General features: G+C 49.4%; 21 protein-coding genes. 15 read left to right on the plus strand and 6 right to left on the minus strand.

Annotated elements, in window-relative coordinates; translation table 11 throughout:
- The first annotated feature begins 92 nt into the window (after positions 1-92).
- The 8 genes from Q9O24_09230 to Q9O24_09265 all read left to right on the plus strand — a co-directional run bounded on the left by Q9O24_09230 (position 93) and on the right by Q9O24_09265 (position 11779).
- Positions 93-1835, plus strand: coding sequence for an AAA family ATPase (locus Q9O24_09230; GenBank protein ID MDQ7075314.1), 1743 nt, complete (start codon positions 93-95; stop codon positions 1833-1835).
- The gene (locus tag Q9O24_09235) at positions 1832-2479 is read left to right on the plus strand and encodes a hypothetical protein (GenBank protein ID MDQ7075315.1); all 648 of its coding nucleotides are present in this window, start codon (positions 1832-1834) and stop codon (positions 2477-2479) included. Before Q9O24_09230 ends, Q9O24_09235 begins: the two co-directional genes overlap by 4 nt.
- Positions 2430-2741 (plus strand): helix-turn-helix transcriptional regulator, encoded by a 312-nt coding sequence (locus Q9O24_09240; protein MDQ7075316.1) that lies wholly within the window; start codon positions 2430-2432, stop codon positions 2739-2741. Before Q9O24_09235 ends, Q9O24_09240 begins: the two co-directional genes overlap by 50 nt.
- On the plus strand, positions 2738-3547 hold the full coding sequence (locus Q9O24_09245; protein ID MDQ7075317.1) for a class I SAM-dependent methyltransferase: 810 nt from the start codon (positions 2738-2740) through the stop codon (positions 3545-3547). Before Q9O24_09240 ends, Q9O24_09245 begins: the two co-directional genes overlap by 4 nt.
- Before the next feature lie 249 nt (positions 3548-3796).
- On the plus strand, positions 3797-6133 hold the full coding sequence (zorA, locus tag Q9O24_09250) for an anti-phage ZorAB system protein ZorA (GenBank protein MDQ7075318.1): 2337 nt from the start codon (positions 3797-3799) through the stop codon (positions 6131-6133).
- Positions 6133-6885, plus strand: a complete 753-nt coding sequence (locus tag Q9O24_09255) for an OmpA family protein (protein ID MDQ7075319.1) — start codon at positions 6133-6135, stop codon at positions 6883-6885. The genes zorA and Q9O24_09255 overlap by 1 nt, the downstream gene beginning before the upstream one ends.
- Positions 6882-8318: an EH signature domain-containing protein gene (locus Q9O24_09260; protein MDQ7075320.1), complete on the plus strand. Its 1437-nt coding sequence runs from the start codon at positions 6882-6884 to the stop codon at positions 8316-8318. The genes Q9O24_09255 and Q9O24_09260 overlap by 4 nt, the downstream gene beginning before the upstream one ends.
- A 2-nt stretch (positions 8319-8320) precedes the next feature.
- Positions 8321-11779, plus strand: a complete 3459-nt coding sequence (locus Q9O24_09265) for an SNF2-related protein (GenBank protein ID MDQ7075321.1) — start codon at positions 8321-8323, stop codon at positions 11777-11779.
- 139 nt (positions 11780-11918) lie between these two features.
- Here Q9O24_09265 and Q9O24_09270 read toward each other — a convergent pair whose 3' ends face one another.
- From Q9O24_09270 to Q9O24_09285, 4 genes are read right to left on the minus strand one after another with little or no spacing between them, the layout of a single operon-like run.
- Complete coding sequence (locus Q9O24_09270) at positions 11919-12650, minus strand: hypothetical protein (GenBank protein MDQ7075322.1); 732 nt, start codon at positions 12648-12650, stop codon at positions 11919-11921.
- A complete protein-coding gene (locus tag Q9O24_09275) occupies positions 12640-12939 on the minus strand; it encodes a heavy metal-associated domain-containing protein (protein MDQ7075323.1) in 300 nt (99 codons plus the stop codon). Before Q9O24_09275 ends, Q9O24_09270 begins: the two co-directional genes overlap by 11 nt.
- 12 nt (positions 12940-12951) lie before the next feature.
- Entirely contained in the window at positions 12952-13347 is a 396-nt protein-coding gene (locus Q9O24_09280; GenBank protein MDQ7075324.1) for a hypothetical protein, read from the minus strand.
- Positions 13348-13351: 4 nt separating this feature from the next.
- Entirely contained in the window at positions 13352-13564 is a 213-nt protein-coding gene (locus tag Q9O24_09285) for a GDCCVxC domain-containing (seleno)protein (GenBank protein MDQ7075325.1), read from the minus strand.
- Positions 13565-13642: 78 nt separating this feature from the next.
- On the opposite strand from Q9O24_09285, the gene Q9O24_09290 reads away from it, so the two are divergent.
- Positions 13643-14053 (plus strand): helix-turn-helix domain-containing protein, encoded by a 411-nt coding sequence (locus tag Q9O24_09290; protein MDQ7075326.1) that lies wholly within the window; start codon positions 13643-13645, stop codon positions 14051-14053.
- Here Q9O24_09290 and Q9O24_09295 read toward each other — a convergent pair.
- Entirely contained in the window at positions 14041-14928 is an 888-nt protein-coding gene (locus tag Q9O24_09295; GenBank protein ID MDQ7075327.1) for a LysR family transcriptional regulator, read from the minus strand. The two genes, Q9O24_09290 and Q9O24_09295, sit on opposite strands and share 13 nt — an antisense overlap.
- Before the next feature lie 112 nt (positions 14929-15040).
- Between Q9O24_09295 and Q9O24_09300 the strand changes: the two genes are divergently transcribed.
- Together Q9O24_09300 and mnmC are read left to right on the plus strand one after the other, a co-directional pair.
- On the plus strand, positions 15041-16261 hold the full coding sequence (locus Q9O24_09300; GenBank protein MDQ7075328.1) for a putative DNA binding domain-containing protein: 1221 nt from the start codon (positions 15041-15043) through the stop codon (positions 16259-16261).
- A gap of 9 nt (positions 16262-16270) precedes the next feature.
- A complete protein-coding gene (mnmC, locus tag Q9O24_09305; protein MDQ7075329.1) occupies positions 16271-18229 on the plus strand; it encodes a bifunctional tRNA (5-methylaminomethyl-2-thiouridine)(34)-methyltransferase MnmD/FAD-dependent 5-carboxymethylaminomethyl-2-thiouridine(34) oxidoreductase MnmC in 1959 nt (652 codons plus the stop codon).
- Between the two features lie 47 nt (positions 18230-18276).
- Here the strand turns inward: mnmC and Q9O24_09310 are convergent, their stop codons facing one another.
- Entirely contained in the window at positions 18277-19308 is a 1032-nt protein-coding gene (locus tag Q9O24_09310) for a carbonic anhydrase family protein (GenBank protein ID MDQ7075330.1), read from the minus strand.
- Between the two features lie 226 nt (positions 19309-19534).
- Between Q9O24_09310 and leuC the strand changes: the two genes are divergently transcribed.
- The 4 genes from leuC to Q9O24_09330 are packed head-to-tail and all read left to right on the plus strand — an operon-like array spanning position 19535 to position 23727.
- Entirely contained in the window at positions 19535-20935 is a 1401-nt protein-coding gene (gene leuC / locus Q9O24_09315) for a 3-isopropylmalate dehydratase large subunit (protein MDQ7075331.1), read from the plus strand.
- 1 nt (position 20936) lies between these two features.
- Positions 20937-21590, plus strand: a complete 654-nt coding sequence (gene leuD, locus Q9O24_09320) for a 3-isopropylmalate dehydratase small subunit (protein ID MDQ7075332.1) — start codon at positions 20937-20939, stop codon at positions 21588-21590.
- Positions 21587-22672, plus strand: coding sequence for a 3-isopropylmalate dehydrogenase (gene leuB, locus Q9O24_09325; GenBank protein ID MDQ7075333.1), 1086 nt, complete (start codon positions 21587-21589; stop codon positions 22670-22672). Before leuD ends, leuB begins: the two co-directional genes overlap by 4 nt.
- A 29-nt stretch (positions 22673-22701) precedes the next feature.
- Positions 22702-23727 carry an aspartate-semialdehyde dehydrogenase gene (locus Q9O24_09330; GenBank protein MDQ7075334.1) on the plus strand — a complete coding sequence of 342 codons (1026 nt, stop codon included), beginning with the start codon at positions 22702-22704 and terminating at the stop codon, positions 23725-23727.
- Positions 23728-23886 lie beyond the last annotated feature (159 nt).

Here is a 23886-nt window from a genome sequence, read left to right on the forward strand (position 1 = left end):
CTCTGGGTTGGCACTCCACGTTATTGCTCTTGCAGGGAGTTTGGGGGGAGAATAGGCCAGCTAAAAAATCCCGCTGAGATGAGTCAAAGTTTATGAGCGCCGTGCCAACCACGTTGATCCAAACCAAATTAACCGCGCCCAGCAGCAGCGAAACGCTGCTGCAACGGGATCAACTCTGTGCGCTGCTGGGCGCAGAACGTCCGCGAGCGGTGAGCTTGGTGGTGGCTCCAGCGGGCTTTGGTAAAACCACCTTGGTCTGTCAGTGGTTGGATTCACTCTCTTTGCCAACGGCGTGGTTCTCGGTAGACGAGTGGGATAACGATCCGGTGCGTTTTTGGTCCTATCTGTTGAGTGCGATTCAGCAATGTGAGCCAGAATTTGCCCGCACGGCTCTGACCGCGTTGGCCAGCAGCCAGCCGCCAAAAATGGAGGCGTTATTGCCCGCACTGATCAATCAATTGGCACAACGCGGTGAACCCTTGGTGCTGGTGTTGGACGATTACCACCTGATCGACAACGCCAATATTCAGCGCACGATGCAGCGTTTTATCGAGCATCTGCCGTCGCACATTTACCTGTTGATCACCAGCCGTACCGAAGTGGCACTGCCCCTGTCGCGGCTGCGGGTCTCGCAGCAGTTGACGGAAATTCACGAACATCAACTGCGTTTCAGTGCCATCGAGACCGCGTCTTTTTACGCCAACAGCATGGCGCTTTCTTTGGATGAGCGTACCTGTGAGACCTTGCATCGGCGCACGGAAGGCTGGGTGGCGGCGTTGCAGTTGGCGGGTTTGTCTTTGCAGCGGGTAACGGATCGGGCGGGGTTTTTAGCCGAGTTTGCCGGTGATGATCGTCTGATTGCCGATTATTTGACCGAAGAGGTCTTGAGTCAGCAGCGACCTGAACTGCGCCGCTTTCTGTTGCTGACCGCCCACCTACCACGTTTTAATGCCGATCTGTGTGATGCGGTGTTGGGTGGCGGTGACAGCAGAGAATTGCTGGTGGAGCTGGAGCAGCGCCACATGTTTCTGATCCCTTTGGATCAGCGGCGACGTTGGTACCGTTATCATCATCTGTTTGCGTCTTTGTTGGTGCAGCAATCCGCTGATGAGGCAGAGCGGCGGACGGTGCATCGCCGCGCCAGTGAATGGTACGCTGAGCAAGAGAGCATGGAGGAGGCGCTGTTGCACGCCTTTCAAGCAGAGGACTTTGTCTGGGCCGGTGCGTTGTTGGATCGTTTTGGTATGCGTCTGTTTCATGGTGGCTCGGTACGGGCGTTGCGCGCTTGGATGCAGCAGTTGCCTACCGAAGTGCTTGAGGCTTCGGCGCAGCGTCTGATTATCTACGTTTGGGCGCTGTTTGCCAGCACCGATGAAAACGTTGAGCCGTGGTTGCAAAAGATAGAAATATTAATCGAGAGTGATCCAGAAACGCGCCTCTGTACCGAGCCGCAGTTGAATTTGATGCGCAGTTTTTCGGCGATGCACCAGGGCGATGTGCATCGTGCCTTGGCTTTGGTGGAGTCGTCACAGGCGCAGTTGCCTGTCGATGAAAGTCACACTCACACCGCGCCCGGTCTGCTTCTCTGCGTGGCTTATTTTGTTACCGGTCAGCTGCAAAAATGCGCAGGCTCTGTTGGAGAAAAACATTGCTCTGAGCCTACGCCAACAGAGCGCCATTTCGTTGATTCCTCTGCTGGCGGTGCAGGTGAGGTTGCTGCTGCGTTCGGGGCGTGTGCAACAGGCGGAGCAGCAGTTGCAGAGCAGTTGGCACTTGCTGCAAGAGCGTGGCTGGGATCAGATTGCCGATTGCGCGTGGTTGTGGCTGGTGGGTGAAGAGAGTGCTGTTTTACAGCGCCGTTTTGATCTGGCCGGTGAAGCGTCTGCAACGGGCGCAGGCGTTGATTGCCACCGAATCGTGGCAAATTGCCCGCAGTGTGGTGGTTCTGCGCCAAGGGTTGCTGGCGCTGGCGATGGGCAAGCGTGATGAAGCTCTGCGAATGTATCGTGATCCTGAATTGCTGGAGTGCGGCACGATGGTCTTGCCCTTTTTGCCGTCGGTGCAGCAGTTGCGTCAGCAGTTGGCTTTCGAGTTGGGTGAGGCCAATAAAGAGCATGATGCGCTTACGTTGCAGGCCAATATTAAACGGGTTTCCGATGCCAGTTGTGAGTTTGATCTGCTGTTGTTTGCGCGTCGTTTGTTGCAACGGGGAGAGGCGACGGCGGTATTGCAGCTATTGGAGGCTTTTTTGCCAGCGGCAGAAGCGCAACAGCGGCGCTTGAGTGCGCTTGAAGCACGCATTTTGATCGCCTTGGCGCAGCAGCAGTTGGGCAAAGCAGCAGCAGGCGGTGAAGACATTGAGGCTGGCGCTGGATGCGGCGCGCAAAGAGGCTCTGTTGCAGCCGTTTGTCTTGGCAGGAGCGCCTTTGGTGCCACTGCTGAGGTTGCTGTTGAACCGAGGTCAGGACGTGTTTATTGAGGATATTTTAGCGCTGTTTCCCGCTGACGATGGTGCGGGGGACGGGGGTGTGGCATCTACGCTGGAGGTCTCCTTGAGTGATAAGGAGCGTAAAATTGTTGATTTATTGGCGTTGGGGTTGTCGAACCGTGAAATGGCCGAACGGCTGTTTGTCTCGCCTAATACGATTAAAACCCACTTAAAACACATTTACAGCAAGCTCAATGTCAGTCGCCGCGCACAAGCGGTGTTAAAAATAAACGCTCTGGGGATCTCGACATGAACGGTGAAAAAATGAAGCAGCAGATTGCATCGACCTTTAACGATGTGGCGGAGCGTTACGACGGCAATCTGTTTTTCAGTCGTTCTGCCAAGCGGTTGGTGGATCATCTGGCTCCACTGGCAGAGCAGAGGGTGTTGGATCTCTCCACCGGCACCGGCATTGTGGCTCTTGAAATTGCCCAGCGGCATCAACAGACTCAGGTTGAAGCGTTGGATCTGTCGGAGGGCATGTTGGCTCAAGCGCGGCAGAAAGCCACAGCGCAGGGTGTACAGAACGTGCATTTTCAACAAGGTGATGTGGAAAAATTAGCCTATGACGACGGCTCATTTGATCGCATCAGCTGTGGTTATGGGATGTTTTTTTACCCTGAGATGGAGCTGACCTTTCAGCGCATTTTTCGTAAGTTAAAAGCAGGGGGGCGTTTGGTGTTCTCCTCTTTTACTGCCGATGCGTTTCAGCCTTACGCTGAGCTGTTTTTGCAGCGCATCGAAACTGAATATCAGATCGAAACCCCGATTCGTTCGCTGGCGCGTTTGAAAAGCGTTGAACAGATGCGTGCGCTGTCGGCTTTGGCTGATCCCGCTAAGATCAAGGTCGAGGTGTACCCGATTGCTTATTCAATCACCTTGGCCGAGTGGTGGGCGCTGCTCAACAGCGCCGGTTACAAGGGGCTGCTGGATCAATTGAATGCCGAGCAACTGCCGCGTTTTAAAGAGGATCATTTGGCTGAGGTGGCGGCGTTGATAATGGACGGTCGGCTTGCTTTGAATGCGGATACGATGTTTGCTGTGGTGGAGGCAAAATAGCGGAATCTGTTTTTTCATTAAAACGGGTACTGATTAGGGCGTTGATAAAATTAAGCAAGAAAAAAATTCATTGCTTGGGGTTTGGTGGCGTTGGCTTGTGTGAGTATCTTTTTCCTACTATCATGCGCTTTTGTTTTTATGCGGGTGGTGCGATGAAAAAAATGATGTCATTTTTTATTGATCTTGTGATTTCCCTATTTTTGGTTTCAGTTTATTCCCGCTATATTTTTATGAATGTGACGTATTGACATGATATCAGATGAACAAAAAATAAATCTTGCGGGATTGTGGCCTGATTTTGACTCCTTTCCAGGGTGGCCGGAGACAGCAGAGCAGCTCAGTGCGTGGTTTGTTGTTGTGCTTATAGCTGTGACAGGAATTTTCTTTTTGGTGTCTTTGTGGTCATTTTTGAAGGCACGTTCTCGAACTCAGTGGCTTTATAAATTATTGGGAAATGCAAAGTCAGAATCTATTGGAATGCAGCGTCAAGCTCTTCGTGATCAAGCGAATAAAATGAATAATGGTGCGTGGTATGTGTGGAAGAAGGGTGCGGGGCATGTGTGGAAGGAGTTTGAGGAAACGCTGATTGAGTTGAGAATAGATGGGAAGGTTCAGCTGCACAGTATTTATGAGGCCAATGCGTTTTTCAATGCCTCGACGTTAGCCAAAGAGATTACTGAAAACCGTATGCTTGCTGCGGTGCCTGGTTTTTTGACCGCACTGGGGGTGATTGGTACCTTTGTTGGTCTCCAGCTGGGGTTATCTGAGTTGAACATCGGTAACGGTGTGGCAGTGGAAGAGATGAAGGCCGGTCTTGCTCATGTGATTGGTGGTGCAAAGATCGCTTTTATGACCTCGGTGTGGGGTGTGACACTCAGTGTGTTGTTTAATTTTATCGAAAAGGGTTTTGAAGGATGGGCGAGGTCGCGTATTCATCGATTGCAAGTGCGTATTGATGCTCTGTTTCCTCGTTTTAGCGCAGAAAATCAGTTACAGAAAATTGCGGAAGATGGAAAACAATCAAGAGAGTCATTGCAGGGCATGGCGGAACAGATTGGCGAAAAGATGCAAGAGTCTTTGCTTGAAGCGACAGCTGGGATTCAGCACGGGCTGGAGGCAAGCCTTGAAAAAATAATGGCACCGGCTATGGATAAGTTGGTTAATGACAGTGCAGATGGCAGCCAAAAAGCATTGGAGCAGCTTGTTGAGAAATTTTTGGATAAATTTGGTGAGCAAGGTAATGCACAGAGAGAGGCGCTCGGATCAGCATCTGATGGTATGGGAGAGGCATTGTCATCCATGAAGCAGACTTTAGAGGGGTTTGTTGGAAGTTTAAATAATAATCACGTCAAATCGGCGCAGCGGGAACAGAAACTGGTTGAACATATTTCAACACAGGTTGATAAGTTGGTTGAGAAAAACGCTGAACACGGTAACTTGCTGATGAAGGTGGCGAGGTATCAAGTGAATAAAATCACTGAAACACTGGGTCAGTCAAGCGAGGATCAAGCCGAGAGAGAAACGCGGCTCGGAGATAAATTTGAGCAGGTTGTAACCGGTATGGGGCAATCTATGGAGCGTCAATCAAGCGCAACAACGTCGTTGCTGGAGCAAGGAAAAATGCTTCAGCAGCAGGTTAACAGCAGTCAGGGTGATTTGGCAGAACTTTCAGAAAGCATTCATAAGGGTGCATTAGAACTGCGCTCTTCTGCAACGGAGCTTAAAGAGTTTGGCGAAGGTGTTAAGCAAGCCTCTTCCCAGCTTGGCGGTGTCATGCATCAGGCCGCAGAGACGACCAAGGGGCTTGCCGGTGAGAATCAAAAAGCCACTAAGGTGGCGCAGCATATTTATCGTCAAATGTCTGTTGTCATTACTAATTTGAAAGAGGTTGCTGAAAACCTAGAGCAGTCAACCAAAGTTCAAGATGAAAGTGGGGCGAAGCTGAGTAAAGATTTTGAAAAAGTCATGGTGGGTGTGAATAACTCCAGCAATGATCAGTCGAAAGCGACCGCGTCGCTACTGGAGCAAGGCAGGTTGCTGCAACAGCAAGTCGAGAGTGGGCAAGCGGATTTAGCAAAACTTTCCGAGGGTATACATCAAGGGGCATCGGATCTGCATTCTGCGGCAACCGAGCTTAAAGGCTTTGGTGAGGGTGTTAAGAATACATCTGAGCAACTGAGTGGTGTGATTTATCAGGCGACTAAATCGACCGCTGAACTTGCTCGTGAAAATCAAAAATCCACTACAGCCGTGGGTCAGATTCATCAGAGAATTTCCCATGACATTGAAAATTTGAATGGGGTTGTTGAAACGTTAAATTCTGTGGTTGCCGCCGCAGATTCAACGTTTGTGCATCTTGAGAAGCATCAGCGGGATTATTTAGCCGGTTTGCAGGAGAATGTACGGGAGTTAGCTGAAGACGGCTCTAAGTTGTTGAAGGAGTACGCTGAACAGGCCAATGCTCAAACGGCAGAGCATCTGGGTGTGTGGGCTCAGCATACGACGCAATACGCTGAGCAGATGAATAGAGCAGCAAACGCATTGTCTTCTGTGGTCGATGAAATTGAAGATAAAGTGAGCCGATAATGCGGGTGTTGGTCAGAGAAAAATCACGGTCTGTTGATGAAGAAAATCCGTACTGGATCTCTTTTTCTGATTTAATGTCTGCGCTTTTGGTGGTGTTTATTTTAGCGGCAGTTGCTTTGATTATTGAGTTGACTGAAACGCAGAAAAAAGTTGAAAACAGCATTGATCAGCTGAAAAATGCAGAACAGGCGCGCCGTGACATCTTATATGAAATAAAGGCAGAACTAGAAAAACAAAATGTTAAGGTGTTGATTGCTGAAAATGATACGGTATTGCGAATTCCTGAGAGCACTTTGGCCTTTTCTTCCAATAGCTATAATTTACCAAAAAATAAAACAGTACGTGCTTCGGTACGGGTTATTGGGCAAATACTGCATAAGGCCATTAATCGTCCCTTTAACCAAAGCGTGACGGATAAACGCCGTTTTGATTATCTGGATACGGTGTTTATTGAGGGGCATACGGACAGTCAGCGCACGAAGAGAATCAAGGGTAATTGGGGGCTTTCTACGTTTCGAGCAATTTCGCTTTGGGAGTATTGGAACGCAGAGTTAACGCTGTTGCCCAGATTTGAGGAGATGTCCAATGCGTATGGCAAGAAATTATTCTCTATGAGTGGTTACTCGGCTACCCGCCGGATTAATAAGGTTGAGCTGACCCCAGCAGATAGAAGAGAGAATCGTCGAATTGATATTCGCTTTACTGTTAAGCGCCCGCAAATTTTGGAATTAAAAGAAATTGTTGAGCGATGAATGCAAAATTGTCAATTCCGCACTTATTTTTTGAACTTCCTAAGGCTCCTCTTGAATCAGAGATAAGGAAAGTTGATGCGTTAACGGAGAAGCTTAAAACGCTAAAAGAGAAGGCAGGTACTGAAAGTGATCGGTTTATCAAAGCAAGAAAACGAATTGAAATGGCACTGAAGCAGGGTGTTAGTTTGGTGCCTGTATTGAGTACTTCTGTAGACTTGCGGGTATTGGCAATACTGTTTAATACAGAATTTTCCTCCAATATTGTACTGTCTGAACCTGTTTTTAGAAAAATAATATCTGTGAGAAAAAAACCGGGTGCTTTGTTGGTTGAAGCGATTTATGGTCACTATTTAAGTAAATATGATCAACTTCAAGAGGTAAAAATCGTAGAGCGTTGGTTGAGAGAGGCAAAAAAACTGCGGAGTGAGATGACAGGGGAAACTGAGCGTATTCTCAGTGGCATTGGGCCGAAATGGTTGGCTGAGGAGAGTTACCGGAACGGACGAGATTTTGATGAGCAATTAAAGGTGGTAATGCTCGACCGTTATCCAGTTGGGCGCTTTATCACTGTTGCAAAAAATATTTATTACCTTGAGGTTTTGCGTGGTTTGCAGCCAAATGAAGCGCACTCTATTTTAGATGAGATGCAGAAAAAATCCGCCTATGATGCTCAATACGATGAAAATTCGCTGCTTGGCCATCAGATACTGAATATTCTTATCAAAAAATCGCCTATTAGTGGCGTGAGTGAGGTTTGGTTGAATGTCATTTTGGCCATTGCGGGTGATCCAAGAGTTCCGAAAGCTCACCCGAATTATAGAAAATGGTGGTCGCAACTCGATGCTCAGCTAGGGAATAAAGTTAAAGGCTGGCTCTCAAAGCTAGATTTGAAACTGTTTCTCGAAGCATTGGAGAGTTTTTCCAATCTTCCTGGTAAAGAAGAGTTGAAGCGGATGTACCCAGCGCGTAAGCAGTTTATGCAGGGGTTGTTAAAGAAACAGTTGGTGATAGGAACGCGGTTGTTTCTTTCTCGTGGTGCGGAGCAGTACTTGAAGAATAATTATGAGCCTGAGCATTTGCCTAATTATTCTTTGGTCAAAGGTAATATCTCAGTGATACATATTCAGCTTGCTGGTGGAGGTCATATTGTTGAAGGCAGTCACAGTTGCAAATTATGGGTATATGAGCGACTTGATCCGTCTGCGACGCTGTTTGATTACTCTAAGACTCATTTTTCATATTCTTCTTTAACGGGTGGGTTGCGAGATCAGATGTTGAAGTTGGGTTTGCAGCATGAGGTGGACATTACGCATAGATTTAACTGGCAACATGAGGCCATTTTGGCATTAAAAAATGTTGGGGTGCCCATTAATTCTAAAGATGTTTTAACTTTAGATGATTATAAAAAATATAAACGGATGTACGGAGCATAACAGTGTCATTGAAAGAGTGGGTGCGAAAACTGGTTGGGGAAGATAAGTCTGGGTGTTCTTGGAGCAGTGACTGTGAGGGGATCAATTTTATCTTCTCTGCTAAGCAGGTTAAGGCCATTCATAATGCTCAAGCGAATGATCTTTTGATCCATCAGCACATTACTCTGAGAATGTTGGTAGAGCAAGGTGAGGCAGAGGAGCTGCCCAATGGGGTGTTGTTGCAATCGTCTGTTGCAGTTTGTCTGGATGAAAATTCACGTGCATTATTGAAGCTACCAGAGCCTTGGGGAGGAAATTTTCACGCCGATATAAAGGGAAAAACAGGCAGTTCATCGTTTCAGGTGGAGTTGAGCGTTTCCAATGATGTTGGTAAATTTACTTATGGTTATTCGGTTGAAGGTCCTATTATTGGCTTCTCACCAGAAAATCGTTATTTACTTACTCCGGCTCAACTTGTTATTTTTAATGCACAGAACAGGCATTCGTTATCCGATAAAACAGAGTTTGATAATTTGAGTCTTGTGCTTGCCTTGCAAAAAGCGCAAAAAATGGGTGTAGATATTTCGCTAGGGCATTTTGAAAAGCTAAAGATTTTAGCACCCGAGTCCATTACCATTGAGGCTGAACTTGATGGAATGGGGCGTTTAATCCTCACGCCACAAATGGGACAAGCGGCCAGTCATGAGCGCATTCAGAGGGTTCTGGGACAGTTAAGCCATGATGAGGCAATTTCTTTACGGGTGGATAAAGAGATTGTTTTATTTGATGAAAAACGCCTGATGGCGATTCAGGAGGTTTTGCGTAACAGGCTTATCCCCAAGGAGAAAGTGGCGGCCTTTATCAAAAACCCCACTGCATTTATTGATGCCAGCTTGGTTGATCTTGATTTGGGGTTTTCCGCTCGGGTAAAAGGGGTGACTCAATTTAGACACGCTTATTTTGGTGAGACTGATGAGTCTGGAATTGATTGGTTTGGTAAGAAATTTTCTGCTGCGGAAATTTTTCCAGCAAAAAAACTGGAAGAGCTTATATTAGATCAGGAGCGGTTGGAAAAATTCCGAGAAGAGTTTGGTGCGGCTGAGAAAACAGCGGCTCAGGAATTGGAGTTTGAGGGCGCTCTGATTGATATTTCAGATACTGAGCAGATTAAATCTGTGCTTAACAAGATTGAGCAGAATTTATCTCAAGAAAATCCCGCCGAACCGCTTGAAGGTGAGTCTGAAAGGGAGCAAGGGGAGGAAAAAGAGGGGGGTGATGCAAACTCCATTTCTGCGGTTGTTGATATTGAATTAAACGATGAAAATCTGGAATGTTCTTCAGATGTGCTTGATCGAAAAATTAAGGATGTGTTGATTGAGGAAAGTCAACTTGATTGGAGTGGCTATCGTCGCACCCCCTTTCCTCATCAAATCGTTGGGGTGCGTTGGATTTTAGGTCTGGCACTGGAAACTCAAGGTCATGGCGGCGCTTTGCTTGCTGATGACATGGGGCTGGGTAAGACATTTATGGCGTTGGCAGCCATAGAGCATCTTTATAAAGCGTGTCGTTTGGCAGGAGAAGCAGAGAAGCCGTGTCTTGTTGTTGCTCCACTGAGTGTATTGCAAAATTGGGCTGATGAGGTTGAAGATACCTTTGAAGTAAGCCCTTTTAAAGACATTGTGATTTTGCAATCCGATGGTCAGTTGAGCGATTTCAAAGTGGGGGGCGTTGAAACCAAGAATCAAGAGCTACTTGAGGAAGGCGAGGCAACCGTTCGTTACTCTTTGAAAGTGGGGGCAGGGTTTAATAATGAGCGGCTTGATATTCCCAGACGGTTGGTTATTACCACCTATCAGACCATGCGTGATTATCAGTTTTCACTTTGTTCGGTGGATTGGGGCATGGTGGTGTTTGATGAAGCCCAAAATGTTAAAAATCCAAATGCTCTGCAAACAAGGGCAGCGAAAGGCATTAAAGCTGATTTTCGGTTGGTCGCAACGGGTACGCCAGTTGAGAACACGCTTGCTGATTTCTGGTGTTTGATGGATACCGCCTGCCCAGGTTATTTGGACAGTTATCAAGCCTTTCGAACTGCGTACATTACACCGATTTTACGCGCAGCGGGAGATGAAATAGAGGCGATTCGGGGAGATATTGGTCGAAAACTGCGAGAGCGAGTCGGTGCCTTAATGTTGAGGCGGGTGAAAGAAGATAACTTGGAAGGGTTGCCCAACAAGGTGATGTTTGTTGGTATGGAAGGCTCAGATTGGCGATATTCAGATCAGTTGAGTTCAACGCTGAAAGCGGGTCAGCTTGAAGCATATGACTTGATTCTTTCTGATGAAAAGAGCTCTGAAGAGAATAGGGCGCTGGCCGCGTTACAACGGTTGCGGGATGTTTCACTGCATCCACGTCTTGTGTTTGGTGGAAGATTAGATTCTGTTGATAATCAGGGTGATCTGTCTGTTTTGATGAAGGAGTCTGGTAAGTTTTGCAGTGTGTTGTCGGTGCTTGACGGGGTTAAGAAACAGAAAGAAAAATGCATTATTTTTGTGATTAATAAGCAATTACAATCTTTTCTCTCCTCGGCATTGGCTAAAACTTATCACCTTCCCCTTCTTTCGATTATTAATGGGGATGCCAAAGCGGTGGCGAAACGAGTGGGTACTCCGACTCGGAAAAGTATGATTAAAGCGTTTGAAGCCAGAGAAGGCTTTAATATCATCATTATGTCGCCTATCGCGGCGGGCGTAGGTCTCACGGTGGTGGGTGCGAACAATGTGATTCACTTAGAGCGCCACTGGAATCCAGCCAAAGAGGCTCAAGCTACGGATCGTGTGTACCGTATTGGTCAAAAGCGGCGGGTTAATGTTTTTATTCCCTTGATTCATCACCCCGAATATCAATCGTTTGATGTCAATCTTCATCAGCTTCTGGCAAAGAAAAGTTTGTTAAAAGATGCGGTTGTTACACCCGAACAGGTGGTGCCGTCTCCCACGGGTTTTGCACAAAAAGAGTGGTCTCCTTCGCAGCGCATCTCTTCTGATGAACTGGTCAAATTAAGTTGGCAGCAGTTTGAAGCGTTGTGCGCAGAGCTGTTTGCTAAAGTGTATCAGGCAGACAGTTGCTGGTTAACAGCGGATGGCGCAGATTATGGGGCGGATGTCGTGCTGGTTAAAAAGGATGAAGTTATTTTGATTCAGTGTAAGCACACGGTTCGTGGCCACCACAATGGTCATAAGGCCGTAACAGAGGTATGCGCCGCAAAAATAAAATACGCAGCTGAGTTGAGTAAGCCGGTGACATCCCTTATTTTTGCTACAAATGCGGGACGATTATCAGAAAAGACAAGAAAAGCAGCGAAACTGTATTGGGTTGAAGTGGTTGGAAAATCTGAGCTGTCCAAATTATTGGAATCACATGAAATCCAATACATTGATTTATTGCGGCGACTGGATAAAGAGAGGTTTACTGTGAAGTGAGGGCTTGGGCTTCCCACTTTGAGGGGGAGGGATCGTGGGGATTTGCTCTTGCTTGGTTTTATCGGCGCACTGCCCTTTGGTTGGTGCTCCCTACGCAGTCCTGAAATGTTCGCCTTCTCTGCTGCGTAACATCAGTCAGTTAAAAATGAAACCGCGTACTGATCAGAGTGCGTTGTTCTTGGTTGTTATTGAGATCTTGGCTGATTCCGCCTTCCAGTACCCAGCTTTGTTGAATCCATTGCAGGCCGAGGGTCAGTTGATGAGTGGTGTTTTGCTCTTGCTGCCAGCGGCCATTTAATTCCACTACCGTATTGATTTCATTGCTAAAGCCCCATTCGGGACGCTCGCTTGGCGTGAGTCGATATTGCCAAGAGAGGTCATAACGACCCCGATCAAGGCGCTCTCCGGTGCCAATTTGATAGAGTGCATCAAGGTCTATTTCATGGCGTTGTTTGAAATGGGTGAAGACAACACCGGCTTGCAGTGCGGTGTCTCGTTCTGTTTCGGTGGCTAAAACAGCACCACCTAATAAGGCCAGACGGTCGGTGCCATTGAAGTGATCTTGTTGCCACAGAATGTGCCGGTAGAGCAGAGAGAGGTCTCCTTGGCGTTTTTCACCGGCGGGTGAGAGCCGGTAGGGCAGGCCGATCAGCACCGTCTGTTTTCTGCCCAGACCGTAAGCCACGCCTGTGCTGAGGGTGTCTGTTTTGCTGTCGTCATTACGTTCAATGCTGATGCGCATAACCGCGCCGCCCTTTTTGACGGGCAGGGCGACAAAAGAGCGTAACGCCATCGCGTAAGCGTTGCTGCTCAGCAGCAGGGTTAGGCCGAAGGCGGTCACTGAGGCTCTTGTGCAGTGCCTATTTTGCATTCTCATCTCCTTGAACCGTGATTTTTACTGGGGTGAAACCGGTCTCTAGCACCGCTTGTTTGAGGCTTTCTAAGCTGGGTTGGTTTGGCTCTGTTTCAAGGCGTATTTTTTTCTGTTTTAGGCTGACATCGACCTTAGAGACGGCGCTCATTTTTTCAAATGTGCGTTGCAGACTGTCCACACAAAAGGCGCAGGTCATGCCGTAGACATCAATTTCGACTACTCTGGCTTGGGCTGTGGGGTTTATCCAGAGTGTGGCAAACAGCAGGCTAACAATGAGGTTTTTCATGGTCTTACTCCTTTAAAGATTGAGCAGTTGGCGTAGGGGTAACAGTAAAATGCTAAAGAAAAAGCCGATGCACCAGACGCTTAAGCTGATCCAAAAGAGGCGTTTGTTCCATTGCTTTGAGGTTTGGCATTGAGCGGCCAGAACAGGGTCAGTCGGACAGCTCTGATTGGGTCGCCAGATCACCCACGCCAGAAAAGCCAGCAGCAGAGCGGCTAGGCTCAGTGTCCAGAGTTTCTGTTCGGCCAAAAAGAGCAGGCCGGGTACGTTGTAGTTGAGGCTGGCCACCACAGCTCCAAAGCCGAGTGAAACGAGCAGAACGGGCAGAGCGCAGCAGATGAGAGTGCCGCTGCTGATAAACAGGGTGAGCCACTTTAGCTGTCCTGTGCGGTGCTCGTTATTTAGCTTCATATCTCTATTCCTCTGTTGTTTGTTGCAGTTGAATGGGTGGGCAGGGTACGGAACCGTAGGAGCAAAAAACGCAGCAGTCGCCTTGTTTGGGTTTGAGTACGGTTTGGCAGCCGTTGCATTGATGAAACCAGAGACAGGCATCGGTGGGCATGGTGAGCTGTTCTTGATGGCCGCATTTGGGACAGGTGAGAGTGGATTCGGTGACGGTGGTTTTCATCGTGCTTTTGCTCTTGTGGTGATTTCTATCTGCTACTATAAAACCTGTAGTTACTACAGGTTCAAGGGTTTTTTTATCATGAGTGAAAAAAAATTTAGCATTGGTCAATTGGCTAAAAAGGTGGGCTGCAAAGTGGAGACGGTTCACTACTACGAGAAGGCCGCTTTGCTGCCAGAGCCACCGCGTACGGAAGGCGGCCATCGGATTTATGCCTTGGCTGATGTAAAACGCTTGCATTTTATTCGTCGCTGTCGAGAGTTGGGTTTTCGCATTGAGCAGATTAGGGAGTTGCTTAAATTTATTGATGAGCCGGGTCACTACTGCGGTGAAGTGAAGGCGATGGCGATGGTGCAAGCCCGTGAGGTGCAGCAAAAAATAGAGGATTTAAAACGGCTGCAAGGGGCGTTGAACGACATGGTGGGGCAATGCAAGGGCAGTGTGTATACGATTGATAATTGTCCGATTATTGATGCGCTTTATCTGGAGTGATCTGGGTTTTTTTGTGCTGAGAGTGTGTTGATAAAGGCGTGAGCGGCGTTGGAGAGGATTCGCTCTCGATGCTGGACGTAACCCAGCTGGCGTTGGATCTGGATGTCGCTGAGCTTGAGACAGAGCAGATCATCGTTGCAGAGGCTCTCAGGCAGTACGCTCCAACCGAGACCGATGCCGACCATGCTTTTAATCGTCTCCAGATAGTGGGTCTCTAGGGCAATTTTGAGCGGTGTGTTTTGAGGTTGCAGCGCTTGGTCGATGAGGTCGCGGGTGTAGGTGCCTTGGCTGGGAAGAATTGCGGGGTAGGGCAGTAGGTCTTTTAGCTTTAAATTTTTTTGCTGGCTCAGGGGGTGGGTTTTGTTGACCATAAAGAGCATGGGGTCTTGCCATAACAGATGGGTTGTAAGGCGGCGGTTGCTCTCTTGTGGCAGTGTTACCACCGCCAGTTCCAAGGCTCCGCTCAAGACCTTTTGACAGGCCTCTTCGGAGTCGAGAAAGTGCAGATCAAGTTCCACCTCGGGGTAACGGTGTGTAAAGGTCTGTAGATGAGTGGGCAGCCGATGCAGGCCGATGTGGTGGCTGGTGCCGATGCTGAGGGTGCCGCCGATGGTGTTGTGTAAGTTGTGCATCAATTGGCGGCACTGTTCGACTTCGCCGATGATTTTTTTGGCGCGGGGCAGCAGAAGGTTGCCCGCTTCGGTGAGGTTGATGTGACGACCGATGCGATCAAACAGGCGGCAGTTCAGCTCGTTTTCGAGGTTGGCAATGCGCTTGCTGATGGCCGATTGGCTTAGGTGCAGGATGAGGGCGGCCTTTGAAAAGGAGTTGCTTTTGGCGACGGCCAGAAAGGCCTGTAGAGTTTGGATTTCCATATTCTGCTCATTGTAACGCGCTTGCTTTCCAACGTATCATCCGAAAGATGAAGGGTGTGATTGAATCTGCTCTCCTCTGATTTATTTTTTTATTATTATCTGGATCGTTGCCATGTTGAAAACGGAACTGCTGGAAATCATTGTCAATGGGGAAAACTCTGGGGTTGAGTTTAAACGCGATGATATTCGACCAGAACAATTGGCAAAAGAAGTGGTGGCGCTGGCCAATTTTCAGGGGGGGAAAGTGCTGTTGGGGGTTGAAGATGACGGCAGCGTCAGTGGCATTCAACGCAATAAATTGGAAGAGTGGGTGATGAATACGCTGCAAAGTAAAATTCACCCGATGATGTTGCCTTTTTACGAAGAGATAAAAGTGGCTGAGGGAACGTTCGTTGCGGTTATCAGTTTTCCGCAAGGGATTTCTAAACCTTATGTGGTGCGTGATCGTGGTAAAGAAGAGATTTTTATCCGTGTGGGTTCGACCTCTCGTCTTGCGACCAGAGAGCAGCAGATGCGTCTGTTTGAGTTGGGGGGGATGTTGCACACGGAGGTGATGCCCATACCTCGTACCGGCATGGAGTGCTTAGATGAAGCGCGGTTGTTGAATTATCTGAAAGACATTTTGCGTGATCCAGATCTACCCACAACACCCGAGCAGTGGCAGGTGCGCTTGCTCGGGCTGGGTTTTCTTACCGAGGTTGCGGATCAGGTTTGCTGCACCATTGCGGGCTTGGTTCTATTTGGAAAAAAACCACGGCGCTATTTAAAACAAGCGGGGTTACGGGTGTTTGTCTTTCAGGGTGAGGATAAATCGTATCAGGCGCTGTTGGATGAGATTTTAGATGCGCCGATGGTGGGGCGTTGGGACGTGGATGCAGCGGGTAAAACGCTGCTGGACGGAGGGCTTGTCGAACGGTTTATGGACGCGATTAGCCCGTTTATTTCACAGCAAGGCAGTGAGATCAACCTTGGTTTGCGTCGAGAAACGCAGTGGTTTTATCCTCTGGAAGCGGTGCGTGAAGTGCTGTTGAATGCGTTGGCGCATCGAGATTGGACGCGCTTTGTGGAGATCGAGGTGGGCAGTTATCGAGACCGCTTTGAGGTGATCAGCCCAGGCGCGTTGCCCAATTCCATGTCCGTTGAAAAGATGAAAGCCGGTCAGCGTTCGCCGCGAAACAGCATTATCATGGAGGTGCTGCGGGATTACGGTTATGTGGATTATCGCGGCATGGGGGTGCGAACAAAAATTGTGCCATTGACACGGGCATTGACGGGCAAAGAGCCGGACTTTATAGCCTCTGAGGATGCACTGACCACGGTTCTTTATCGTTAAAATACCATTATGCAAAAAAAGTTAGAGGTGGAAGCGGCTCTGTTGGAGTGGAGCGATAATGACCCATTTTCCATCAAAGGAGAGGATTGTTATTACGCCCACGGCTCCGGTTTGGCGGAGAGCAAATATGTGTTTTTGCAGCAGAATAATTTACCACAGGCGTGGTTAGGCCGAGATCAATTTACCGTTCTAGAGACCGGTTTTGGTACGGGGCTGAATTTTTTGGCCACTTGGCAGCTCTGGTCTCAAACGGCTGCCAAAGGCGCGAGATTGCACTTTATTTCAGTGGAGAAGGCTCCTTTGAGCCGAGCGCATGTGCAAAAAGCCTTGGCACCTTGGTCTGAGTTAGCGCCTTTTTCAGCGGCTCTGCTGGACTCTTATCCCACGGTGTTGGTGGACGGTTATCATCGGCTGGATTTTTCCAATGGGGTGACGTTGACGCTGCTGCTGGGGGAGGTCTCTGAGGTGTTGCCACCGCTGGTGGCGCAGGCGGATGTTTGTTATCTGGACGGTTTTAATCCGGCTAAAAACCCCAGTATGTGGAGGCCAGAGACCTTGGTTCTGGTGGCGGAAAAATTAAAGCTGGGGGCGACGTTTGCCACCTTTACCGCAGCGGGAAACGTACGCCGTGCGCTGACAGCGGTGGGGTTTGAGGTTAAAAAAGCCAAGGGTTTTGGTAAAAAGCGCGAAATGCTGTTTGGGCGTTTATTAAAAAACCCAGCGCAGAAAAAATCAGCGCCGTGGTTTGATCTGCCGCCTCGGCAAGCGGCCACTTCGGTGGCGGTGATCGGTGCAGGCATCGCGGGGGTGGCGGTGGCGGCGGCCTTGGCCAATCGGGGCTACGCGGTGACGCTGTTTGAGGCGCAGGCTGAGCTGGCCGCTGGAGCTTCGGGCAATCCGCAGGCGGTGGTTTTGCCTGCCCTGACCGCCGATGAGAGCCTCTATGGGCGTTTTTATCGAGCGGCGTTTTTGTATACGCAACAGCGATTGGGGGCGTTGCAGCAAAAAGAGCCAAAAATGGTGTGGCAAGGCTGTGGTGTGGTGCAGTTGGCGTTTAATCAGCGGCTGCTCAAACGTCAGCGGGCGGTGGCAGCGCATTATCAAAATCAGCCCTCCCTCTGTCGTGCCGTGAGTGCGGCGGAGATTGAGCGGCTCTCTGGGGTGTCGGTATCGAACTCGGGTCTGTTTTATCCGCTGGCGGGGTATCTTGATCCAACCGAGTTGTGTAAGGCTCTGCTGGCTGAGGCGAAACCGATTGAACGCATTTTTAATTGCCCGATTGAAAAAATAGAACGTAAAAAAGATCAGTGGCAGTTGCAACAAAAAAACAGCGGTCAATTTTATCATGCCGATTTGCTGGTGTTGGCCAGCGGTGCGGAGCTGAAAAATGTGGTGCAGGCGGGTTATCTTGATCTGACTCCGGCACGAGGGCAATTAACTCAAATTCCAGCGACGACGGAGAGTGAAAGTTTGGCCTGTGTGCTTTGTCATGAGGGCTATCTGCTGCCCTGTGTTGAGGGGCAACATTTGATCGGCGCGACCTACAGCAATGAGGATTTAAGCCTTGAATTGCTCGCAGAGGATCAGCAGAAAAATTGGCAGACGTTGCAGCGTTATCTGCCCCGTTTTGCGGGTGGGAAGCCAGAGGCATTATCGGGGCGAGTGGCTTTGCGAGGAACAACGCCGGATCAATTGCCATTGGTGGGTGGTTTGCTGGAGCCAGAAGGATTTAATGAAGTGTATGACGATCTTTGTCATGGTCGATCAGGTGAGAAGTATTCAGCACCGTCTTATGAAAAAGGGCTTTATGTTTTGGCGGGGTTGGGGTCAAGAGGCTTGAGCAGTGCGTTATTGAGTGCAGAGTTGCTTGCCTGTCAGATGAGTGGTGAGCCGCTGCCACTGGAAAAAGCGTTGGTGGATGGGTTAAACCCGAATCGTTTTTTAGTGCGGAAGTTGAAAAGAAAATAAATAGAAAGGGGTAGGGTGAGGCGGTTGCTTCACCCGAGAGAAAGGGTTTAGTTCAAAGTGCCTTGAATGGGGCGGAAGTTGTCGCTGTAGAGATCGGTGAACGTTTTGATTTGTGCAGCGCCGAGGGTGACGTGTTTTGCCATTACAGTCCATTGAACCTCTTCGGTACAAGGAGGTGTGGTGAAAGAACCGGTGTAACGGTAGGCCTTGCCGCTGTCATTGAGTATGTTGGCTACGGCAATATTGATCGTTGCTGAGTCGGTTTGATTGGCTGCGGGCAGAACGGCAGAAAGGGCTTTTGCCAGTGCTGGATTATTCTCGCCTTGATCAATAAAGAGCCCCACTACGGCGTAACGTGGATTGAAATTGTCTTCATTGGCAAAAACAAAGTGAACTTCCATAGCGCTCTGTTGGCTGTGGTCTTGGTGTTCACTGCCTGCGTGGAAATGGAACTGAGCTAAGGTGTAGGTGACGTTTTTCAGCTCAATGCTGATTGCGCCAGCGGTGTCCTTTTCATCCAATTGAATGGTATGGCCGTTGTTTTTACGGCTGAAATTGAGGCCGCTGTCTGCACCTGTGAGGGTTAAGGTGATCAGTTTGGCATCACCGGCAAAATCGATGGGAGATTGATGTGCCACGTTTTTGTCTACCACAGCTGAACGGTTGCCTGCTTTACAGGTTGCCCATGCGGCATCCAGCTCACCCCAGTGGATCGGTCCAGTGGCACCGCTGTAGCTGAAGTGGGGTTTTGCGCGATCGGCCATTTTTTTGGTGGTGGGTGCTGGTTTCACTGGCTCTTTATCTTTTATCGGAGTATTGCTGTTGGCGGCATTGATGCTGCTCAGAATGCTAGACATATCCGCGCTCTCTGCGGATTCTTCAGCAGAGGTTGTGGCTGCTTTTTCAGTTGCTGCTTCTTCTTTTGTATTTGTTGGTGAGGTTACCGAAGTGGCATCGCGTTCAATGGCCGAATTTTTTTCCGTGCTTAACGTAGGGGGTTCGGAGTCGCTGCCACAGCCTGTGATGTTGGCTATGAAAAGGGCTGTTATGGCTGGAATAAAGAGGTTTTTATTGAGCACGAGGCACTCCTAGTCGATTGGAATTGTTGAGGTTCAAACGCTCTTTTGGCGTTATTGGTAGCATAATACCGTTTTTTACCCTTAAAGATCGGATAGAGCTTAAATTTGGCTTAAATGGGTGTTCATTATTCATTCCTAAAGGGTATTGGTTGTATGAAAATTATGCGTTTGAGTAATATTAAGACTAAGGGTAGGATGATGAATCCATTTTGTAGGAGATCGGTTGGTGGCTGCTAAAAATTTATACGACAAACTTTGGGAATCTCACTTGGTGCGCACGGAAGAAGGCGGTACGGCACTGTTGTACATTGATCGTCATCTGGTGCATGAAGTCACTTCACCACAAGCCTTTGAGGGTTTGGCTGTGGCGGGGCGTAAGCCGTGGCGCATTGACAGTATTTTAGCGGTTCCCGATCACAATGTACCGACCACCGATCGAGCCGCTGGAATCGCTGATCCGGTGGCGCGCCTGCAAGTAGAAACGCTGGATAAAAACTGCACCGAACTGGGCATTACCGAGTTTCGGGTCGGTGATCTGCGTCAGGGCATTGTGCATGTGATCGGCCCTGAGCAGGGCGCGACGCTGCCGGGAATGACAGTGGTTTGTGGTGATTCCCATACCGCCACTCACGGCGCGTTTGGCGCTCTGGCTTTTGGCATCGGCACCTCTGAGGTGGAGCATGTGCTGGCGACGCAGTGTTTGATTCAGAAAAAATCCAAGTCGATGTTGATCTCTGTGGACGGTGAAGTCGCTGCGGGTGTCAGTGCGAAAGACATTGTGCTGGCCATTATCGGTGAGATTGGTACTGCTGGTGGTACCGGTTACGCCATTGAATTTGGCGGTTCAGCCATTCAAGCCCTCTCGATGGAGGGGCGTATGACGGTCTGTAATATGGCCATTGAAGGCGGTGCGCGGGCGGGGATGGTGGCGGTGGATCAGACCACCATCGACTATTTAGACAACAGGCCTTACGCACCGAAAGGTGCGATGTGGCAGCAAGCCGTTGCCGCATGGTCGGAGCTGGTTTCCGATCAGGGGGCGCATTTTGATAAGGTGGTGCGACTGGATGCGAGTGCGATCAAGCCGCAAGTGACCTGGGGAACCTCGCCTGAGATGGTGGTGGCAGTGGACGCGTGTGTGCCTGACCCAGCAGCAGAAGTGGATGAGGTGAAAGCCAACGGTATGCGCCAAGCTTTGGCGTATATGGATCTGAAAGCGGGGATGAACATCACCGACATTGCTTTGGATAAGGTCTTTATCGGTTCGTGTACCAATTCGCGCATTGAAGATCTGCGTGCCGCAGCTGGGGTGATTCAAGGGCGTAAAGTGGCCGATTCCATCACCTTGGCGATGGTGGTGCCCGGTTCAGGTCTGGTGAAACAGCAGGCGGAAAAAGAGGGCTTGGATCGGCTCTTTATTGAGGCCGGTTTTGAGTGGCGTGAGCCCGGTTGTTCTATGTGTTTGGCGATGAACGCCGACCGTCTGGAGCCCGGTGAGCGTTGTGCTTCGACTTCCAACCGGAACTTTGAGGGTCGTCAGGGGCAAGGTGGACGGACACACTTGGTTAGCCCTGAGATGGCGGCAGCAGCGGCCATTGCTGGTCACTTTGTGGAGTTAGGAGCCTGATATGCAAAAATTTAATGCCTTTAACGGTCTGGTTGCGCCGTTGGATCGTCCCAATGTGGACACCGATGCCATCATTCCAAAGCAGTATCTGAAGTCGATTAAACGCAGCGGTTTTGGACCGAATCTGTTTGATGATTGGCGTTACCTTGATCCTGGTGAGCCAGGACAAGACTCAAGCCAGCGCCGTTTGAACCCCGATTTTATTCTTAACGAGCCGCGTTACGCCGGTGCGCAAGTGCTGTTGGGGCGGGAAAATTTCGGCTGCGGTTCTTCTCGTGAACACGCCGTTTGGGCGCTGGACGATTACGGTTTTCGGGTGGTGATTGCGCCCAGTTTTGCTGACATCTTTTTTAATAACAGCTTTAAAAGCGGTTTGTTGCCGATTGTTTTGGATGCTCAAATCGTTGAGCGGCTGTTTGTCGAGGCCAGCGCTGCTGAAGGGTATGCTTTGAGCGTTGATCTGCAAGCGCAAACCTTGAGCACGCCGAGCGGTGAGTCGATTGCCTTTGAAGTGGACGAGTTTCGTAAATATTGCCTGTTAAACGGCTTGGATGACATCGGTTTGACTTTGAAACACGCGGATCAGGTTCGCGCCTATGAACAACAACGTAGAAAAAGCGCACCTTGGCTGTTTGCGCAGGAGAGCGAAGCATGAGTAAAAAAATTGCGATTTTGCCAGGTGATGGCATCGGCCCTGAGATTGTGGCGGAAGCGGTTAAAGTACTGCGCTGCTTGCAGAGCGAATTCGGTTTTGAGGTCGAGTTGAACGAAGCCCCTGTGGGCGGTGCTGGTTACGATGCGGCAGGTGATCCGCTGCCAGAAGCAACCTTGCAGCTCTGCCGTGACAGCGATGCGGTGCTGTTGGGCGCGGTGGGTGGACCGCAGTACGAGCAGTTGCCCCGTGAAAAACGCCCAGAAAAGGGTCTGTTGGGTTTGCGCTCTAATTTAGAACTGTTCTCTAACTTGCGCCCTGCGATTTTGTATCCGCAGTTGGCGGATGCTTCTACTCTGAAACCGGAAGTGGTATCAGGATTGGATATGATGATCGTGCGTGAGTTGACGGGGGGGATCTATTTTGGTCAGCCCCGTGGCATTCGTACCTTGGAAAACGGTGAGCAGCAGGGTTACAACACCTTGGTTTATGCTGAGCACGAGATTGAAAGGATCGCACACAGCGCCTTTAAAATCGCTATGAAACGCGACAAGCGGGTCTGTTCTGTGGATAAGGCGAATGTGTTGGAGGTCTCAGAACTGTGGCGCGACGTGATGGAGCGGGTCGCAAAGGAGTACCCTGAGGTGGCGTTGTCGCACATGTACGTCGATAACGCCTCTATGCAGCTGGTGAAAGAGCCGAAGCAGTTTGATGTGATGGTGACGAAAAACATGTTTGGTGACATTCTCTCCGATACGGCGGCGATGTTAACCGGCTCCATCGGCATGTTGCCTTCGGCATCTTTGAACTCGGACGGTTTTGGTATGTACGAGCCGATTCACGGTTCTGCACCGGACATTGCCGGTCAAGGGGTGGCCAATCCCCTGGCGACGATTTTATCCGTGGCGATGATGTTACGTTACACCTTGAATGAGGTGGCATTGGCGGATCGCATTGAGGCGGCAGTGGGGGACGTGTTGGATCAAGGTCTGCGTACTTTGGACATCGCCGCTGAGGGGTGTCAGCAAGTGGGTACGGTTGAAATGGGCGATGCGGTGGTTGCCGCCTTGTGTGCTAAAGCATAACAAAATAATTAATAGGATTAATAGATTAGATCATGAGCAGAACCTTTGATGTTGCGGTTGTGGGTGCCACCGGTGCGGTGGGTGAGACCATGTTGTCCATTTTGGCGGAGCGTAATTTTCCCATCGGTAAAATTTACGCGCTGGCCAGCAGTCGCTCGGTGGGCAAACGGGTGGAGTTTGGCGATAAGCTGTTAAAGATCGAAGAGCTGGACGGTTTTGATTTTTCCAAGGTGCAAATAGGCCTCTTCTCTGCGGGTGGTTCCATCTCCAAAATTTACGCTCCCAAAGCGGCTGCCGCTGGCTGTGTGGTGATCGACAATACGTCGGAGTTTCGTTACGACGATGACATTCCGCTGGTGGTGCCGGAGGTCAATCCTCATGCCATTGCCAACTACACCACGCGCGGCATTATTGCCAACCCGAACTGCTCGACAATTCAGATGTTGGTGGCGCTGAAACCATTGTATGATTCTGTTGGGATTGAACGCATTAATGTGGCGACCTATCAAGCGGTCTCCGGTACAGGCAAAGAGGCAATTGAAGAGCTGGCGGGACAGACGTACGCTTTGTTGAGTGCCAAACCAGTGGAAGTCTCGGTTTATCCGAAACAGATTGCCTTCAATGTTTTACCGCAAATTGATGTGTTTCAAGACAACGGTTACACCAAAGAAGAGATGAAGATGGTCTGGGAGACGCAGAAAATCTTTGAGGATGAGAGCATCTTGGTTAATCCAACCGCTGTTAGAGTGCCGGTTTTTTCTGGTCATTCGGAAGCAATTCACATTGAGACCCGTGACAAAATCAGTGCCAAAGCGGCGCGTGAGTTGCTGGAGAAGGCAGACGGTGTGGTGGTAATGGATCAGCGTGAAGATGGGGGTTACCCTACTTCTGGCACAGAGGGTGCGGGTACAGATCCGGTTTATGTGGGTCGTATTCGCGAAGATATATCTCACCCGAGGGGTTTAAATCTCTGGGTGGTAGCAGATAATGTACGGAAGGGCGCGGCTCTGAACAGCGTGCAAATTGCAGAAATTTTGATTAACGAGTACTTATAACCTATAGTTAGAGCCACTTAAGTGGTTAAGTTAAAGTATATTCTATGGAAATGCTCCCAGTAGCATGACAAAAAAACCGCTAGGTTTGCCGCTACTGGAAGGAGATAACTTGAGAGAGCGTGAAGATCGTGCGTAAACTAGCCTTAGCATCTGCCTTGT

It is taken from the genome of Gammaproteobacteria bacterium (genome assembly GCA_030949385.1).
Lineage (GTDB): Bacteria > Pseudomonadota > Gammaproteobacteria > JAUZRS01 > JAUZRS01 > JAUZRS01.

What these genes read in the sequence shown, in the direction of transcription:
- Q9O24_09300 (MDQ7075328.1), top strand. Translation starts at nt 15,041, where the DNA reads ATGTTGAAAACGGAACTGCTGGAAATCATTGTCAATGGGGAAAACTCT.
- Q9O24_09260 (MDQ7075320.1), top strand. Translation starts at nt 6,882, where the DNA reads ATGAATGCAAAATTGTCAATTCCGCACTTATTTTTTGAACTTCCTAAG.
- zorA (MDQ7075318.1), top strand. Translation starts at nt 3,797, where the DNA reads ATGATATCAGATGAACAAAAAATAAATCTTGCGGGATTGTGGCCTGAT.
- leuB (MDQ7075333.1), top strand. Translation starts at nt 21,587, where the DNA reads ATGAGTAAAAAAATTGCGATTTTGCCAGGTGATGGCATCGGCCCTGAG.
- Q9O24_09295 (MDQ7075327.1), bottom strand. Translation starts at nt 14,928, where the DNA reads ATGGAAATCCAAACTCTACAGGCCTTTCTGGCCGTCGCCAAAAGCAAC.
- Q9O24_09270 (MDQ7075322.1), bottom strand. Translation starts at nt 12,650, where the DNA reads ATGCAAAATAGGCACTGCACAAGAGCCTCAGTGACCGCCTTCGGCCTA.
- Q9O24_09285 (MDQ7075325.1), bottom strand. Translation starts at nt 13,564, where the DNA reads ATGAAAACCACCGTCACCGAATCCACTCTCACCTGTCCCAAATGCGGC.
- Q9O24_09275 (MDQ7075323.1), bottom strand. Translation starts at nt 12,939, where the DNA reads ATGAAAAACCTCATTGTTAGCCTGCTGTTTGCCACACTCTGGATAAAC.
- Q9O24_09280 (MDQ7075324.1), bottom strand. Translation starts at nt 13,347, where the DNA reads ATGAAGCTAAATAACGAGCACCGCACAGGACAGCTAAAGTGGCTCACC.
- Q9O24_09245 (MDQ7075317.1), top strand. Translation starts at nt 2,738, where the DNA reads ATGAACGGTGAAAAAATGAAGCAGCAGATTGCATCGACCTTTAACGAT.
- Q9O24_09255 (MDQ7075319.1), top strand. Translation starts at nt 6,133, where the DNA reads ATGCGGGTGTTGGTCAGAGAAAAATCACGGTCTGTTGATGAAGAAAAT.
- leuD (MDQ7075332.1), top strand. Translation starts at nt 20,937, where the DNA reads ATGCAAAAATTTAATGCCTTTAACGGTCTGGTTGCGCCGTTGGATCGT.
- mnmC (MDQ7075329.1), top strand. Translation starts at nt 16,271, where the DNA reads ATGCAAAAAAAGTTAGAGGTGGAAGCGGCTCTGTTGGAGTGGAGCGAT.
- Q9O24_09290 (MDQ7075326.1), top strand. Translation starts at nt 13,643, where the DNA reads ATGAGTGAAAAAAAATTTAGCATTGGTCAATTGGCTAAAAAGGTGGGC.
- Q9O24_09230 (MDQ7075314.1), top strand. Translation starts at nt 93, where the DNA reads ATGAGCGCCGTGCCAACCACGTTGATCCAAACCAAATTAACCGCGCCC.